Genomic DNA, 15,705 nt, shown 5'->3' on the forward strand with positions numbered 1-15,705 from the left:
GCATCACTTAGTGACTGAATTTTGCGTTTCTTGTTATACATCATATAACCAATAGCAATCGTGGGTGCAGCGAACATCAACCATGCCATTGGCCCCCAGTCATATTGACCATACATATGCGCTAAATTGTATGCAGTCGCAGAATATGGTTTGACGGAGCCTTCCGGATGTTGAACATACATCAATGGGTCGACCATGCTAAGCATTAAGATGCTGGCATCAATTGCGGTCGCAAAGACCATTGAGCCCCATTGAAAGTTCTTATACACCGGCTTATCATCTGGTTCTCCCAGACGAATATTGCCATACTTTGATAACATCAAATATACAAAAAACAAAAAATTGATGATATAAATCCACATGTATCCCCAACCCATATTGCTGGTAACCCAGTTCAATATTTGATTGAGAAATCCTTGTAGTGATGATCCACCAATTATCAAAAAGACAGATACACAAATGAATAAAACAACAGTAGGAATAAAGACGAGCTTGTCGATATTTTTACTTTTAAAAATAATAATCCTCCTCTTAGATTAAACACAAAAAGCCGCACATAAAAGTGATTCGTATATAACGAATGACTATCTGCACAGCTCTTTTTTAGTTATACAAATTCAATTCGAATTATTTTGTATTTCATTTATATTATACACAAATAACTATTTATGTAAAATACCGTTTTACCGGGAATATACAACCTAATTATTCAACATTTTTAATTACTCTTGCGGGATTGCCAACTAACACAACGTTATCACCGAATGATTTCGTTACAACCGATCCAGCACCAACAACAACGTTATTACCTAATGTAACCCCAGGTAGGATGGTCACGTGGCCACCAAACCAGCAGTTATCACCGACTGTGATTGGTTTACCTAGTTCAACATCAGCAAGGCGTTCTTTCGGGTCAATGGGATGAACTGGCGTATAAAGTCCCACATCTGGGCCAAAGTAACAGTGATTACCAATCGTAATCGGACATGTATCCAATAGAGTTAAATGATAATTGGCGTAAAAATCATCCCCAACATGAATGTTGTAACCATAATCAAATTGGACACCCGTTTCGATCCATAAATTTTTACCCGCATCACCAAACAATTGAGATAATCGACGATTTTGTTCTTGGTTATCATCTAGTGAATTAATACTGTTCAGTTCTTTTCTTATCTCACGACGACGTTGTTGTAGTTCTTCGTCATATTGTTGATAAGGTTCTCCTGCAGTCATTTTTTCACGTTCAGTTTTCATAATTTGCCAGCTTTCGTTAATTATTCATATTTTATTGTAACATATGATTTTATTTATCAAAGAAACCTAAGTCACGTAAGCTCTTTTCAATGTCAGAAACAGATTTATCTGGGTCGATATACTCAGAAACCGTTTCCTTGGTTGAATTATCTGATTTAGTTTCTGCAACTGGTTGTGGTTTTTCTTTACGTTCAACTGGTTGCACTTTTTTCTTTGGTTGATAATCAGGCTCAGTATAAGTGATTGTGACCGGATTTTCTTTAACTGGACTCACTGGTGTTTTACCTTCCATTTTATCCATGGTTTGGTTCAATAATTGATCAACGAAGTTGTTACCATCATTGGTAGCATGCCCCTTAGTCCAACTGAAAGATAATCTACTAAATTGAGGCAACAATTGATCCAATTCTTTAAATTCAGCCAAATTTTTAATTACGGTACCGTCACTTTTCTTCCAACCACGGCGTTTCCATGAGGTTAGCCATCCCTTAGTAACCGCATCTAATACATATTTAGAATCTAAAATGACATCGATGGCTTGATCTTGGCAACCGGTTTGAATTAACTTTTTAAGTCCGTTAACTAACCCTAGTACTTCCATTTTGTTGTTGGTAGCACCTAGTTCACCAGCTGAATCAAAATCTTTTTGGCCATGATTAATAATCAAATATGCCCAAGCAGCCTTATCATCTTTTTTCACGTGCTGGCCTAATTTGTTGCCGTGATTTCTAGATCCACCATCGGAAAATAATTGAATTGCGTTAGATGAAGCAGTGGTTCGACTAGTTGATGTGGTTTTTTCACCCATATAAATAAGCGCTTCGTTTTTAGTTTTAAAACTTTTATATTCAGCACCGGGAAAACCATTAACTTGTTTTTGACAATCTGGCCATGTGTTATAAATACCTGGTTTCTTACCTTTTTTGACCGCATAAAATTTATTTGCCATAATTATTACCCCTTTATGTACAAAAAAAGACCCAGTAAACTGAGTCTAAAAGAATTATTTAGCAGGCTTTGACTTTAGGAATTTTTGTAAGTCAGCAATTTCTTTTTGTTTTTTGTTACGTTTGTTGTTGTTGATTGGACGACGTCCTTGAACACCATTTGGATGACAAATTCTCATTGGATGACAACCCCTCTCTATATCAATAAATTAATTAGTACCATTATAATATAAATATGGTACTTAACGCAAATTAGAATTCTTCACTCATTATTATATCTATATTGTTTACAAATGACAAGTTTGTGTTAAAATTACTTACAATTTCATATTAAGAGGTGGCCATAATGACTAATGATTTTCCCCAAGTACTAACTATTGCAGGTTCAGATAGTGATGGTAGTGCTGGTATGCAAGCCGATTTACATACATTTTTCATGCACCATACATACGGAGCATCAGTAATTACTGCATGCGTCGCAGGTAACTCCTTTGGTATTCACGATAGTGTTTCAATGCCTGTTTCATTTATTGATAATGAATTTAAGGACTTAGCTGAGGACTTTAAAATCCTTGCTTCTAAAACTGGAATGTTAGCCGATGCCGAATTAATCAATACTGTGGTCAAAAATTATAAGCAATATGATTTTGGTCCACTAGTAGTAGATCCTGTAATCATGACTAAACACGGTAACATGTTATTAGAACAAGCCGCCTATGATACTTTAAAAACGGAATTAATTCCGTTAGCAACTGTCTTAACCCCTAACTTCTATGAAGCGCAAAAACTCGCCGACATGGAAATCAACAGTGATGATGACACAATCGAAGCCGCTAAGCGTCTTCGTGCCTTAGGAGCTAAAAATGTCATCATTAAAGGTAAACACGTTGCTGGCGAAACAGACGTTGTAAAAGATTACGTTCTTCTAGAATCTGGTAAAGACTTCTGGATTGAAGGACCTTACTACCATACTGAACATAAAAATGGGACAGGTGATTCCCTATCTGCAGCCATTACTGCTGAAATTGCTAAAGGCACATCCATCGAAGATGCTATTCGTATCGCCGATGATTACGTTGATAAAGCAATCAAAAATGAAATTGAAGTTGCCCATAAATTTGGTCCAATTAACCACTGGGCTAAGTAATAAAAAAGGCTCGCAAATTTGCGAGCCTTTTCTCTACCATTTATCAGGACTCCACATACGCCCATCTAATTCGTCTTGGGCTTGTTGGAGTCTTTTTTGTTGTTCCTCCACGATAGTTTTACTTTGATTTAAAAATGCAATCAATTTAAAACTGGTCTCATCTTTTTTCAATTCATCTAATTGTTGGTCTAACCATGAATTATCTTCGTTCATTATCCATCGTCTTCCTTTTTAATTAATTCGATTTCCCATTTCAATTCATCTAATTGATCAATGTTTCCTTGAATATAATCGATTAGAACTGCCATTTTGGCTTGCTTATTAGAAGATAAAGTTTCTTTTAGAGCTGTTAGTTGGTCCACGTACCATGATTGTTTACTAGCAAAACTATCAAAATTATCATTAGTTAAATAATTACAATAATCTACTAACAATTTTTCTTTTTGAATATCCGTCATGTATGCGAACTGTTCAATCACAAACGGTTTTAAAAAATGCATCTTTGCCTTTTGCGCGATTGCTTGATATGGCTTTAATAATTCAGAAATGCTAAAACCTTCGCTACCACCAACTTGATAATCTTTTAGCGGATCACCTAAGGTCATCACAACACCAAATTCTTTTCCATTTAACCAGCCTTGTTCATCAGCGTAAATAAAATTTCTAGTAAAAACATCATCTTGATACTTCTTCATTAAAGCGGGAGCACTGTACCAATACATTGGGAATTGAAATAGAATTCGGTCGTAATTTTTTAATCTATTTTGTTCCACATCTTTATCAAACGTAAATTGATTTTGAATTTGATCTAATACAACCCAATCGACGGAATCAATATTCGATTGACATTGCTTTAAAAATGCTTCAGTCATCGAATTATCATATTCTGGATGTGAAACTAATACCAATGTTTTCATAATCTGCTCCCCTTTTTATTTTAATATCATTATTTTAAATGATTTTAGACAAAAAAGACACCATTACGAATTATTCGTAATGGTGTCTTTTTGCGAGGATAAATCTCCTTGTAACCCAGGTATTGGGGGTACCTGAATTACAAGGTCAAACTATGAAAACTTTGTCTAAGAATCTTATTCTGGGTTCTTAGCAGTAAGTTGTAGGCTGCTCCAGAATTCTGTAGCAGTTGGTCTTGCATCGTAACCTTTAACACGAGTGTTAACAGGAGTCCATGATAGAGACATTGAAGTTGGAATGTATGCAGCTTGTTCTTGCATGTATGTTTGCCATTCCTTGAATTGTTTTTGTCTGTACTTATCATCCCATGCTTTAGCATTGTTCATGTTTGATAGAAGTTCAGTGTTCTTATCAGTAACAAAGTGAGCCATATTGAAGGCTGCACCAGCACCGAAGATACCAGTTGGTGTTGGTTCTGAGTTAACACCGAATGCACCGGCAAAGACATCCATTTGAGTTTGTTTTGGTTGTTCTAGGATTGAGTAGAACTTGTTCATTTCCATTGGACGACCGCCAGCAAATTCAACATCTAGACCGATCTTACGCCATTGTTGTAGGTAGTAGTTGTATTGAGCTTCGTTAGCTGGTGTACTTGTCATAGCACCGAAGTAAATCTTAAGAGGTTTACCGTTTGGTTGAACTCTGTACTTACCTTTCTTCTTGTAACCTGCGTCATCAAGTAGTTTTTCAGCTTTCTTGATGTCTAGAGTGTAACGAGGAGATTTAGCGTTGTAGTAAGTCTTGTAGTATGGAGAAATTAATGAGTTAGGGTACCAAGCCAAACCATTGTTAAATTTCTTTCTCAAAGCACCAATATCTAGTGCGTACATCATAGCTTTTCTCAAGTTAGGGTTGTACATTTTTGAGCTCTTGTCCATAACATTAACTTGTTTCTTAGTGTCATAGTGACCTAAGTCAAATGCTAGGTAACTGAAACTTGTACCCATAGTACCAACAACCTTGTAATCTTTAAGTTGTTTTACTTGTGGGTATTCAGTTGAGATACCACCACTAATAGCAAAGTCATATTGTTTTGCTTTTAGAGCACTAGTGAAGTTGTTTTCACTAACAACTTGGATAGTGATGTGTTGGATCTTAGCTTTCTTACCGTAGTAGTACTTGTTAGGAACCCATGAAGTTGATTCACCAGTAACTTGCTTAGCTAGTTTGTAAGGACCAGCGAAGATTGGGTCTTTACGAACTTGTTTTGATGCAGCAAGTTTTGAAATTGGAACACCCTTGAAGTATTCGTATGGTTCAACTCCTGACCACATGATTGAGTTTCCACCAAATTGTAAAGCTGGTGCGAAACTACTGAAGTGGATAACAACTTCGTTTCCACTTTCACCCTTAGGCATTGTAATACCTGAGATAGTCTTAGCTTTACCAGCATGAAATTCTGCCATACCTTTAATAGCTGTCATATCGTCTGAGTATTGTTGTGAAGTGGTGTCAGGTGCGGCGATGATTTCGTATGGATATTCAACGTCTTTGGCAGTAACTTTAGCACCGTTTGACCACTTAGCCTTAGGGTTAATGGTAATAGTAGCTGTCATAGCTTTCTTATCCAATTTAAGGTTAGCTAAACCACCGTCAATAATACGGTTGTTAGCATCAGTATTGAATAATCCCACTGAACCTGGTGAGTATACGTCACCATCTTCAGCATTAGCTTGTAATGTTGGTGAAGTAATACCAGCGAATGGTGCACTATTGAATTCAGCTACCTTCAATGTACCATTGTTGTATGTAGTTGAACTTGTATTATCATAGTATTCTGCTAGCTTAGCAGATGGTTTAAATCCAGATTTAACTTCTGAATTATCTCCGCTGTTTGAACACGCGGCTAGGGCAAGTGCTGAAAACATTGTTAGTCCAGCAACGACCCATTTTTTATACACTTTCATATAAGATCCCTCCATTTTATAAATAAAACTTAATACTTAATCAAAACTCACCTCCTTAAAGTGCAAACTTTGATTAATCTTCGCTACGACGTTGTGTTGAATTAGTAGCACGTCTTAAGGCAGCTCCAACGTAACTGATAGCTAAACATAAAACGATAATTTCAATTGTTGCAGGTAGCCAAGTCCACCAGTAAGTAGTGATGTTATCAGCATCATTGGCATTGGCAATCAATGTACCAAGTGATGGGGTTCCGTTTGGAAGGCCAAAACCTAAGTATGATAGACCTGTTTCAACCCCGATATTTTCAGCAAATGAGATGGTAGTATCAACCACGATTAATGATGATAAGTTTGGCATAATTTGCTTGAAAATAATTTTTAAAGTACCAGTTCCGGAAGCTTTTGAAGCTGATACGTAATCCTTGTTCACTTCAGATAATGTTTGGGCACGAATTAAACGAGAAGTTCCCATCCAGTAAAATAGTGAAAGGATAAGTGTTAATGTAATTGCGTTGTATGATGGAATGATGTTAACGATTTCAATAATGATCATAAAAGCTGGAATAATCATCATGAAATCGTAAACTCTTTGCATTGATAAATCAGCGATTCCACCAAAATATCCTGAGAATAATCCGTAACATACACCAAAGGTAGATGAGATAATCGTTAGTCCAATGGCAATTAAGATAGAGTTTCGAGACCCTACGATAATTTGACTGGCAATTGATCGACCTCCAGCATCCCCTCCTAGAAAGTATCCAGGGGTGAATGGTTTAGCAAAATAACCCATGATATTTGTTTCCATTTCTTTACCAACATTGATAAACATAGAAGCAATAACAACATATAGGATGAAGGCAATAATTGCGATTAATGAAATCATTGCCATCTTATCAGCCTTAAATTCGTTAAACATCAAACGTAGTGATGATGGTGCTGAATTTTCTTTGGCTTCTTTTTCTAATCTTTCTAAAGTAGCGTCTGTTTCGTTCATTATTACCCCTCCTATTCCACTCTAATTCTTGGATCAATAACACTTAGTGCGATATCAGATAATAAAGTTCCTAATAAACTTAATAATCCGTATAACAATACTAAGGCGGTCATAACCGTATAATCTCTAAAGTTAACAGCGTTTAAGAATAATAGTCCCATCCCTGGATATGAGAAGATTTGTTCAGTGAACAATGATCCACCTAATAAACCAGTGATTGAGTATCCGGCGAAAGCCGCGATTGGTAGTAAGGCATTTCTTAAAATATGGTGTTGATAGATATTGTCCATTGAAACCCCTTTAGCTTGAGCAGTTTTTACATAGTTAGAGTTTCTTGCATCAATAACACCTGAACGTAAGTATTGAGTAATCCCTGAGGTAGCAAATAACGCTCCAAGAGTTGCTGGTAAAATCATGTGATAGATTCGAGAGAAGAAGACCCCAAAGAATCCACTCGCCTGTGGCGAAACGGAACCTGCCGTTGGGAATAAACTTAAATCGTATCCAAAAATCCAACAACCTAAGACCAAGACAACGAAGAAAGGAACCGACATAGTTACGTATGAGTAAATACGAACTAAAGTATCTTGTAACTTTCCTTCGTGACGACCAGCGTATAGTCCTAAAGGAATACCAATTACGTATGTCATAATCATCGTTACTAGTGATAACCAGAATGTGTTAATCGCTCTTGAAGCAATGATGGCACTAACTGGTTCTTGGTATTCATAACTGTTACCTAAATCACCGTGGAATAAATGAATTACCCAGTTCCAATATTGTTGATACCATGGGTCGTATAGCCCATTAATTTCCATCAAATGATGTAATTGACCTGGTGATGACTTAGGATTGATTGATCCAGTAAATGGATCACCTGGTAATTGTTTTGATAGGATGAAAACCAAAACACTTAAGATGATTAATTCTGGAATCATAATTAAGACTCTTCGTAAAATTGTTTTCCACATATTAATCGTCCCCCTTTACTGCACTTTCAGGAACAGCTGCTAAGTGCGTTTCTGAAACTTGAATCAAAGGAAGCGGTGCTCCATTTTCATCATAGTAATCTTTCTTGTTTTCTTCGAAGAACTTTTCGACTTCGATTCTATTTTGTCTATGCGCTTCTCTGTTGTTAACGTCAGCTTCAGGAATTGAAGCTAATAATCTCTTCGTATAAATATGTAGTGGATGATTGTAAATATCATCTTTAGTCCCCACTTCAACGATTCGACCTCGATTCATGATCGCAATATGATTACACATATGTTGAACAACTCCCAAGTCATGGGAGATGAATAAGTATGAAATGTTAAATTCTTTTTGAATTTTCTTCATAAAGTTTAAGACTTGTGCTTGAACTGATAAATCCAAAGCAGATACCGGTTCATCAGCAACAATTAACTTAGGATTAGTTGCTACGGCTCTTGCAACCCCAATTCTTTGACGTTGACCACCAGAGAATTGATGTGGGTACTTGTATAAAGAATCTGGACCTAATCCAACGATGTCTAACAAGTTAATCACGCGCATCTTTTCTTTTTCTTTAGATAACTTTTCAAAGTTTCTAAGTGGTTCAGCGATAATATCGTAAATGCGTTTTTCAGGATTTAAACTTAATTCTGGATCTTGGAAAATCATTTGAATTTCTCGGTTGTAATTAATCTTCTTTCTAGTCTTTTTGTCAGTAACATCTAGACCTTGATAGAGCATCTTACCTGAAGTCGCTTCTTGCAAACCAACAACTACCTTACCGGTGGTTGATTTACCAGAACCTGATTCTCCGATTAATCCGTATGTATCACCACGATGAATTTTTAATGAAACTCCATCAACAGCTTTTACATTATCAACAATGCGGTTCCAAAAACCACCGCGAATTGGAAAGTGAACTTTTAAGTTCTTAACTTCCAAGATAACTGGTTTCTCATTCGCCATAAGTTTGTCCTCCTTCATCTGGGAATTGGAAATTTTGGTAGCAAGTACAACGAACAAAGTGTCCGTCTTCTACTTCATGCATTGCAGGATTTTCTTCGTGTTCTTCATCCTTAACCCATGGAATACGTGGGGCAAATAAATCACCATGATCCGGCATTTTTACTAATGAAGGAACACTTCCTTGAATGACATAAAGATCGTCACCATGGTTACTCTTTTGTGGCATCGCGCGTAATAGTGAACGTGTATATGGATGCTTTGGAGTATTAAAAACTTGTTTGGAAGTTCCTAATTCAACAATTTGACCAGCATACATAACCGCGACTCGATCAGCTGTTTCAGCAACAACTCCTAAATCATGAGTAATTAAAACAATTCCACAATGATTTCTAATTTGAATGTCTTTTAATAAGTCCAAGATTTGAGCTTGGATAGTAACATCCAACGCAGTGGTTGGTTCGTCAGCAATAATTAAGTCTGGTTCACATGCAATTGCCATCGCAATCACAACTCTTTGTCGCATTCCACCAGATAATTGATGAGGAAATTCATGGAAAATTAATTCCGGATTATGAATTCCAACTTGATCTAATAATGAGATAACTCGTTTTTTTCGTTTGTCAGCATTGTCATTTGTATGATATACGAGCGTTTCAGCAACTTGTTCACCGATACGCTTTAATGGATCTAAGGCAGATAATGGATCTTGGAAAATCATTCCAATCTTTAATCCACGGAACTTGTTTAATTCAGCTTCTTTTAAGTTGATTAAATCTGTCCCCTCAAAATCGGCAGTTCCAGAAACTTTTGAATCTTTGGGGTTTAATAATCCCATTACCGTTTGGGCTAATGTTGATTTACCACATCCAGATTCACCAACGACAGCTAGGATTTCATCTCGGTTGACGTTTAAGTCAACGTTTCTGATCGCTGAGTAAAAGTTTGTGCCAATTTTGAAATATGTATTTAAATTTTCAATCTTTAGCAATGAAGACCTTAATGCGTCCATATTCGTTTCCCCCAATTTCTTATTGATTGTTTTCAATTCTAATCATTTTCTAATAATAGTCAAGGTAATATTTAAAATTTTATTAATATTTTCATTACTTTTTACTACAATCTTTGTTTTATAAGCATTTTAAAGGCGAAAAAGATTCACATTTTAGAATGAACTATTTATCTAAAAATGAGATTTCTATCATTTTATATTTTGATTTTATTATTATTTTTTCATCAGTTGACATAAGGACCAATATCGGGTATATTATTATCAATGTGTTACATAGTTTCGATTCTTAGGTTCACTTGTTTTATATTCATATGAAATAACTTCCTTGATTCAGGCTTTATGATACATTAGATTTTAATACGCACGATATGTGCAAGGAGGTTTCATATTATGAAACAAGGTACTGTTAAATGGTTCAACGCTGATAAAGGTTACGGTTTTATCACTACTGAAGACGGTGACGTATTCGTTCACTTCTCAGCTATCAACAAAGAAGGTTTCAAGACTCTAGAAGAAGGCGAAAAGGTTACACTAGACGTTGAAGACGGCGACCGTGGACCACAAGCTGCTAACGTTACTCCTGCTTAAGGATAACTTCTAGTAAACTTTTAGTTTAAGAGATCAAAAAAGAGCTATCAGATTAAATCTGATAGCTCTTTTTTTAATATTATTAATTAATTTTAAAGTGCATGTACTTAGAAACAAAGATTACAAGTGATTGAATTGGTTCTTTCATCCCATCTTCAGTCCAAGTAATAATAATTTCAGTTAGTCCCCCTGCAATTAATGAAACTAACATCTTAGAAGACTCTTCACGAGTTTCTAAAACATTTTCATCAATTAAATCAGAAATGTAGTATTTTAGTCGTTCTAATAGAATCATGGATAAGTCATTTTTCATGATCATTTCCATCATATCTTGATCTTCTTTTACTAGTTCAAAAAAGATCGTCGCAATATCATTTAAATTATGAGAATGACTAGATGCTAATCTTTGTATGAAAGTAGTGAAAGAACTATCAAAACGATAAATGATGATGTCTTTCTTATTGTGGAAATTTCGATAATACGTCATTCGTGAAACATCAGCTTGAGCACAGATATCTTTCACATTAATTTCATCGAATGGTGTTGTTTTTAATAGTTCGAACATTCCATTAACAATTTTATTTTTTGTCGCAAATTTATCTCTCATAAACTTATGCCTCACTTCAGTATAGTTATGAATATAAACGAAATTGACCTGAAATGCAAGTTAAGTCAACTTTACCACTCTTAAATATATTAGGAACACACCTGCAATAAAATACTATCAACAAACAAATGAGATAATCACCTCATTCAATAATGATATATCACCTTTGAAAAGTTAATAGTCATAATCAATAATTCCTATTTTTACGATTTTATCCTTCTTAATTTTAACGTGAATATAATTTAATTTATTGTTAAATAAAAAGTTGTTTTTCTAACGCATTTTCATTTTCTTATAAGTGCAGTATAATTAAATCATAATTTTTATTAGGAGGTTTTTTAATGAAATTAAAACACAACAAATTTAGCGATATTTATATATATATAGTAATCTTGATACTATTATTCACTGATAATACTAGACTGAGTATGATTGGATACATAGTTGTAAGTATAATTCTAATAACATCGATTGTATTGTCTTTTATAAAAAACAAAACTATAAATTTAGAAAATGGTACTTCTATAGTTATATTAATAGGAGTAATTATGTTAATGTATTCTGTACTAAACTGATAAGATTTTGATGCAGAACTAATCATAAGCGATAAATATAACTCATTAAAAATAAAGTTAATCTACAAATGTTTGTTTTTTATTTTAATGGCTAATTAGATAAAGGGGCATATTATGAACATTATCAAAAAGAATAACCTTGTTCTTGTAATTCAATTTGTATCTTTTATTTATATGTCAGCTTTCCTTTGGTTTGCAGACCCCTATTCCCAAAAATCACTATTCTTTATATGTGTTATCTTTCTATCTGGTGCACTATCTAGATTTTATAAGTTCAAAAGAGGTGCATCTGATGGAGATAGTGTAAAAATTAATAAAGAACTTAATAAGTTAATCATTACATGTATTTTGGCACCTATCGCTTTAACTGTCTTTGTAGTTCTTTTCAAATAAAGATCTATGTACTCCTTAAGAAACCCTACAAGAAAAGAAGGGTTAAAAATTCGAGCATAACTATTAACAAATAAAAGAATAAGAACTAGAATGTAGTTGAGCTTTAAATATAAGGAGGAATTCATTATGACAATGACTGCAGAACAAAAGGTTGACGAAAGAGAAAGAGTATTAGATACACCAATGAACAAGCAATTCACTTGGTCAACTGATGCAACACCCGTTCGTGATGCCATATGGAATTACTATATGGAACATGATGGAAAGGATACTATGGCTACCGAAGCTAAGATGCATCCTTATCTAGACATGAGCAATGAAGAAGTTGCTCAACATGCAGAAGAATTACTCAAAAAATAATTCCATATATTTAGACGCTTAACCACGCTAAACTTACTTATAATCTAAGCTCAACTAGTTATAACAACGCCACAAAAAAGACTTGATGTTTAATCAAGTCTTTTTTTAGCTTCTAATACTTGTTCATCACTTAAACTCTCACTGGTAAATCTTTGTAGTGGTGTATATTGATGACGATTATTAAATTTAACTGGTTCTGTTTTGATCACAGCTACTAACAAGTTATTCTCAGTTAGAAACAATTGACCAATCTTTTTAAACTTACCCTTAGTGTGTTTTCCTGTTCGCCAGTCGTGAAGTTTAAATTCACCATTTTCATCTTTTTTTATTATGTAATTTCCTGATTGATCTGTATCAACCGGAACCCCAATATATCTAGTCACTTCATATTTATCTTTCATATCTGACTCCTTCTATATTACTTTATCATATTTTCCATTTTTATAAATACTTATATGATATGATGGATATAGAAACAACCGAGGAGATGTTATTTATTAAATCTGCTAATTCACTGAAAACTAGAATTATTGCGCTAGTTTTTGGACTAGTGCTTAATTCATTAGGAAACGCCCTTACAATCGTTTCCGGATGCGGTTCAGGTATCTGGACTGCTGCTTCCGTTAATATTCATCAATTAATTGGAATTGATGTCGGAATTATGATTTTTATTTTTGGAATTATCAATGCACTAACTAACCAAATCCTAATTAAACACATTGACGTATTAAGATTCATTGAAGAAATCATCTTCATTTCATTCTTTAGTTCATTCATTCAAATTTTTACCGATTTTTTTGAATCACTAGGTTGGAATAATTTATCACTATTCTTCAGAATTCCAATGGCTTTAATAGGTGTGTGCTTCTTCTGTACAGCCATCTCATTGTACCAACGTGCAAACATCTTTATGCACCCTAATGATGATACCACCAACATTTTAAGATTTGATTACCTAAAAGGTAGCGCTGTTAAATCTCAATTACTTGATTTTACCCCACCCATTGTAATCATCTTAATCTGTTCTATCTTCTTACACCAAATCTATTCAGTCGGTATTGGAACCATCTTTTCCATTATCTTCAACGGTATCTTAATTCAAAACGCTGATAAATTTGTCTTTCCAAGTTTAAAACACAATCCAAATATTAATGATCAAATCCAAAATAAAAAAGAGTAGCTTATTTGCTACTCTTTTTTATTTTTACTATTTTGTATACAAAATAGAAAATTAATAATACCCAACTAACAATGGTTATCCATAGCATGATTCTAAGCATCATGGTTGGTTGATAGTAAATTTCTAACTTGTTTTTACCAGGTTTGGCATTCACAATCACACTCCCGATTTGTGTTTGCTTTACCTTACCTAAATGATTTCCATTAAGAATTAATTTAGTATCACTATACTTAACAACCGGTAATTGAGTTGCTTTAGTATCATCAGAAGTATTATGCCAAATCAATTCCAAATGGCCATTTGATTTAACAATCTTTTTAACGTTTCCAGAGTAATTAATGACTTGATCGCCATAATTACCATATGGATGATAATCAAAGTAATTATATGCGGTCATCTTATATTGAACCGGTAAGTAATCAGGAGTAGCTTTAGTCAACATCTTTAGCACTTCTCCTGGATTATTGATGGTTAAGCTCTTTCGGATTAAATTAGTATTGTTTATTTGATATTTTAGATTATAGGTATTTTGAACAACTTGTGGTGAGAAGAAGTCTTTTGCCCCACCTTGGACAGTCATCCCAGCACTTAAAATCATAATAAAAGTAATTACCATTAGGCAGTATACCTTAATCGTATTTAGCATTTCTTTTTTGAAACTATCATTAATCATAATCCCAAAACAAATTAATAATAAAACAAATGCGATGACAACGAATCTTCGTGGCATTTGAATTAAATAAGAAATACTTGGGAATTGCTTATCTAGTGGTCCCCATGGGAACCATACTGATGAGATCCAAAGGAATAACATCCCCGTGATAAAAATAACCCTTCTGTCAGTCGATAATTTTTTGAAATGATAAATGAAATAACCGGCAACGATAATAAACCCGATGGAATAAATTGGTGGTAATACAAAGACGTTGTTACCGAAGAAGGCAATTGAGTCTTCGTACATATTCAATTGTGGCGCCACTCCTAATGCATGGTTGGTAAATGAAATTTGGAACATTCCATACCATACGTTAGCAGTTAAACCGAGTGTTATTAAAACAGCGAAAACAGCGTTCTTTAACATCTGTTTGCGGTTAGGATTATGCATCATTCCGGCGATAAACATTGGTACTAGTGCTAATGCTCCGGTCAAACTACTCAATAAATGAGTTTGCAACATAATCGTCATGGGTAGTGCTAACTTGATAACATTGATTTCTTTATTATCAATCATGTCAAAGCCGGCTGCCATCAACCATGGTAGTATAGCCGCTCCCCAACCGGTGAACTGCATGCCGACAACCCATCCCATAATTAAATAAGATGACATATATGCAATCCCAATAAAGACCGCATAAATTTGCTTGATTCTAGTTCTAATTGCAAGATTGTACATAGTAACACCACTAACGGTTAACGTTAATAATGATGTTACGATTTGGAATCTAACCCAACTTCCAGTGATCAATAGTAAAAAGCCACTGAAGTAGGCGGTTAAAGGTCCGTACAACGCATTAATAATTCGTCCTGATTGTTGATATCCAAATATGGAAATGAAATAGTTTAAATGACCTGTCTTTAATTGCATCATTGCATCGTAAAAACGATTCATATGAAAAATTGAGTCGACTCCTAAAATATAAGAACCGGTCACAATTTGTGGCAATAAGATTAATACTGCGGTTATAAAAATCGTAATATATGGCCAGTATTTTGATACTTTTTGCATTGCGATTTCTTCCTTAAAAAATATTTTTCCCCATTAGATATCTTACCACAAAAAAAGAAGCACTTTTCTATCAAAGTGCTTCTTAGTAGTTTTATTCTT

At 34.4% G+C, this 15,705-nt stretch carries 19 protein-coding genes; 5 read left to right on the forward strand and 14 right to left on the reverse strand.

All coding sequences use genetic code 11. The features are described 5' to 3' along the window. The 4 genes from M3005_RS04825 to M3005_RS04840 all read right to left on the reverse strand — a co-directional run. The coding region (locus M3005_RS04825; RefSeq protein WP_293794240.1) for a BCCT family transporter at positions 1–482 on the reverse strand (482 nt) is incomplete at its 3' end. 223 nt (positions 483–705) lie between these two features. Further along, positions 706–1,260, reverse strand: coding sequence for a sugar O-acetyltransferase (locus M3005_RS04830; protein WP_293794241.1), 555 nt, complete (start codon positions 1,258–1,260; stop codon positions 706–708). 46 nt (positions 1,261–1,306) lie between these two features. Then, entirely contained in the window at positions 1,307–2,206 is a 900-nt protein-coding gene (locus M3005_RS04835) for a ribonuclease H family protein (RefSeq protein ID WP_293794179.1), read from the reverse strand. A 54-nt stretch (positions 2,207–2,260) separates the two neighbouring features. Next, a complete protein-coding gene (locus M3005_RS04840; protein ID WP_263505221.1) occupies positions 2,261–2,383 on the reverse strand; it encodes a hypothetical protein in 123 nt (40 codons plus the stop codon). A gap of 167 nt (positions 2,384–2,550) precedes the next feature. Here M3005_RS04840 and thiD point away from each other — a divergent pair, with 167 nt between their 5' ends. Next, entirely contained in the window at positions 2,551–3,351 is an 801-nt protein-coding gene (thiD, locus tag M3005_RS04845; RefSeq protein ID WP_293794190.1) for a bifunctional hydroxymethylpyrimidine kinase/phosphomethylpyrimidine kinase, read from the forward strand. 33 nt (positions 3,352–3,384) lie between these two features. On the opposite strand, the gene M3005_RS04850 is transcribed toward thiD, so the two are convergent. From M3005_RS04850 to M3005_RS04880, 7 genes are all read right to left on the reverse strand, one after another. Beyond that, on the reverse strand, positions 3,385–3,564 hold the full coding sequence (locus tag M3005_RS04850) for a hypothetical protein (RefSeq protein ID WP_293794191.1): 180 nt from the start codon (positions 3,562–3,564) through the stop codon (positions 3,385–3,387). Next, the gene (locus tag M3005_RS04855; protein ID WP_293794192.1) at positions 3,564–4,268 is read right to left on the reverse strand and encodes an NAD(P)H-dependent oxidoreductase; all 705 of its coding nucleotides are present in this window, start codon (positions 4,266–4,268) and stop codon (positions 3,564–3,566) included. The genes M3005_RS04850 and M3005_RS04855 overlap by 1 nt, the downstream gene beginning before the upstream one ends. Positions 4,269–4,442: 174 nt before the next feature. Continuing rightward, positions 4,443–6,233 carry an oligopeptide ABC transporter substrate-binding protein gene (locus M3005_RS04860; RefSeq protein WP_293794194.1) on the reverse strand — a complete coding sequence of 597 codons (1,791 nt, stop codon included), beginning with the start codon at positions 6,231–6,233 and terminating at the stop codon, positions 4,443–4,445. Positions 6,234–6,306: 73 nt separating this feature from the next. Next, the gene (locus M3005_RS04865) at positions 6,307–7,230 is read right to left on the reverse strand and encodes an ABC transporter permease (RefSeq protein ID WP_293794196.1); all 924 of its coding nucleotides are present in this window, start codon (positions 7,228–7,230) and stop codon (positions 6,307–6,309) included. Between the two features lie 11 nt (positions 7,231–7,241). Then, the gene (locus M3005_RS04870) at positions 7,242–8,201 is read right to left on the reverse strand and encodes an ABC transporter permease (RefSeq protein ID WP_293794198.1); all 960 of its coding nucleotides are present in this window, start codon (positions 8,199–8,201) and stop codon (positions 7,242–7,244) included. 1 nt (position 8,202) lies between these two features. Further along, positions 8,203–9,168, reverse strand: coding sequence for an ATP-binding cassette domain-containing protein (locus M3005_RS04875; RefSeq protein ID WP_293794199.1), 966 nt, complete (start codon positions 9,166–9,168; stop codon positions 8,203–8,205). After that, entirely contained in the window at positions 9,158–10,177 is a 1,020-nt protein-coding gene (locus M3005_RS04880; RefSeq protein ID WP_293794200.1) for an ABC transporter ATP-binding protein, read from the reverse strand. The genes M3005_RS04875 and M3005_RS04880 overlap by 11 nt, the downstream gene beginning before the upstream one ends. A gap of 390 nt (positions 10,178–10,567) precedes the next feature. Here M3005_RS04880 and M3005_RS04885 point away from each other — a divergent pair, with 390 nt between their 5' ends. Further along, the gene (locus M3005_RS04885; protein WP_034530568.1) at positions 10,568–10,765 is read left to right on the forward strand and encodes a cold-shock protein; all 198 of its coding nucleotides are present in this window, start codon (positions 10,568–10,570) and stop codon (positions 10,763–10,765) included. A gap of 82 nt (positions 10,766–10,847) precedes the next feature. Here the strand turns inward: M3005_RS04885 and M3005_RS04890 are convergent, their stop codons facing one another. Continuing rightward, positions 10,848–11,372 (reverse strand): TetR/AcrR family transcriptional regulator, encoded by a 525-nt coding sequence (locus M3005_RS04890; protein WP_053950444.1) that lies wholly within the window; start codon positions 11,370–11,372, stop codon positions 10,848–10,850. A gap of 689 nt (positions 11,373–12,061) precedes the next feature. Here M3005_RS04890 and M3005_RS04895 point away from each other — a divergent pair. Both M3005_RS04895 and M3005_RS04900 read left to right on the forward strand, forming a co-directional pair. Further along, positions 12,062–12,340, forward strand: a complete 279-nt coding sequence (locus M3005_RS04895) for a hypothetical protein (protein ID WP_293794234.1) — start codon at positions 12,062–12,064, stop codon at positions 12,338–12,340. Between the two features lie 126 nt (positions 12,341–12,466). Then, positions 12,467–12,700, forward strand: a complete 234-nt coding sequence (locus M3005_RS04900) for a P8 family protein (RefSeq protein WP_293794235.1) — start codon at positions 12,467–12,469, stop codon at positions 12,698–12,700. Positions 12,701–12,789: 89 nt separating this feature from the next. Here the strand turns inward: M3005_RS04900 and M3005_RS04905 are convergent, their stop codons facing one another. Beyond that, positions 12,790–13,101, reverse strand: coding sequence for a DUF7671 family protein (locus M3005_RS04905; RefSeq protein WP_293794236.1), 312 nt, complete (start codon positions 13,099–13,101; stop codon positions 12,790–12,792). Positions 13,102–13,187: 86 nt separating this feature from the next. Between M3005_RS04905 and M3005_RS04910 the strand changes: the two genes are divergently transcribed. Next, positions 13,188–13,880: a hypothetical protein gene (locus M3005_RS04910; protein ID WP_293794237.1), complete on the forward strand. Its 693-nt coding sequence runs from the start codon at positions 13,188–13,190 to the stop codon at positions 13,878–13,880. 1 nt (position 13,881) lies between these two features. Here M3005_RS04910 and M3005_RS04915 read toward each other — a convergent pair whose 3' ends face one another. Then, the gene (locus M3005_RS04915; protein WP_293794238.1) at positions 13,882–15,606 is read right to left on the reverse strand and encodes a hypothetical protein; all 1,725 of its coding nucleotides are present in this window, start codon (positions 15,604–15,606) and stop codon (positions 13,882–13,884) included. Positions 15,607–15,705 lie beyond the last annotated feature (99 nt).

The sequence above is a fragment of the Apilactobacillus sp. genome (assembly GCF_025290035.1).
Lineage (GTDB): Bacteria > Bacillota > Bacilli > Lactobacillales > Lactobacillaceae > Apilactobacillus.

Excerpts from the sequence above, each read along its gene's own strand:
- M3005_RS04835 (WP_293794179.1), bottom strand. The coding sequence starts at position 2,206 with ATGGCAAATAAATTTTATGCGGTCAAAAAAGGTAAGAAACCAGGTATT.
- M3005_RS04840 (WP_263505221.1), bottom strand. The coding sequence starts at position 2,383 with ATGAGAATTTGTCATCCAAATGGTGTTCAAGGACGTCGTCCAATCAAC.
- thiD (WP_293794190.1), top strand. The coding sequence starts at position 2,551 with ATGACTAATGATTTTCCCCAAGTACTAACTATTGCAGGTTCAGATAGT.
- M3005_RS04850 (WP_293794191.1), bottom strand. The coding sequence starts at position 3,564 with ATGAACGAAGATAATTCATGGTTAGACCAACAATTAGATGAATTGAAA.
- M3005_RS04855 (WP_293794192.1), bottom strand. The coding sequence starts at position 4,268 with ATGAAAACATTGGTATTAGTTTCACATCCAGAATATGATAATTCGATG.
- M3005_RS04860 (WP_293794194.1), bottom strand. The coding sequence starts at position 6,233 with ATGAAAGTGTATAAAAAATGGGTCGTTGCTGGACTAACAATGTTTTCA.
- M3005_RS04865 (WP_293794196.1), bottom strand. The coding sequence starts at position 7,230 with ATGAACGAAACAGACGCTACTTTAGAAAGATTAGAAAAAGAAGCCAAA.
- M3005_RS04870 (WP_293794198.1), bottom strand. The coding sequence starts at position 8,201 with ATGTGGAAAACAATTTTACGAAGAGTCTTAATTATGATTCCAGAATTA.
- M3005_RS04875 (WP_293794199.1), bottom strand. The coding sequence starts at position 9,168 with ATGGCGAATGAGAAACCAGTTATCTTGGAAGTTAAGAACTTAAAAGTT.
- M3005_RS04880 (WP_293794200.1), bottom strand. The coding sequence starts at position 10,177 with ATGGACGCATTAAGGTCTTCATTGCTAAAGATTGAAAATTTAAATACA.
- M3005_RS04885 (WP_034530568.1), top strand. The coding sequence starts at position 10,568 with ATGAAACAAGGTACTGTTAAATGGTTCAACGCTGATAAAGGTTACGGT.
- M3005_RS04890 (WP_053950444.1), bottom strand. The coding sequence starts at position 11,372 with ATGAGAGATAAATTTGCGACAAAAAATAAAATTGTTAATGGAATGTTC.
- M3005_RS04895 (WP_293794234.1), top strand. The coding sequence starts at position 12,062 with ATGAACATTATCAAAAAGAATAACCTTGTTCTTGTAATTCAATTTGTA.
- M3005_RS04900 (WP_293794235.1), top strand. The coding sequence starts at position 12,467 with ATGACAATGACTGCAGAACAAAAGGTTGACGAAAGAGAAAGAGTATTA.
- M3005_RS04905 (WP_293794236.1), bottom strand. The coding sequence starts at position 13,101 with ATGAAAGATAAATATGAAGTGACTAGATATATTGGGGTTCCGGTTGAT.
- M3005_RS04910 (WP_293794237.1), top strand. The coding sequence starts at position 13,188 with ATGTTATTTATTAAATCTGCTAATTCACTGAAAACTAGAATTATTGCG.
- M3005_RS04915 (WP_293794238.1), bottom strand. The coding sequence starts at position 15,606 with ATGCAAAAAGTATCAAAATACTGGCCATATATTACGATTTTTATAACC.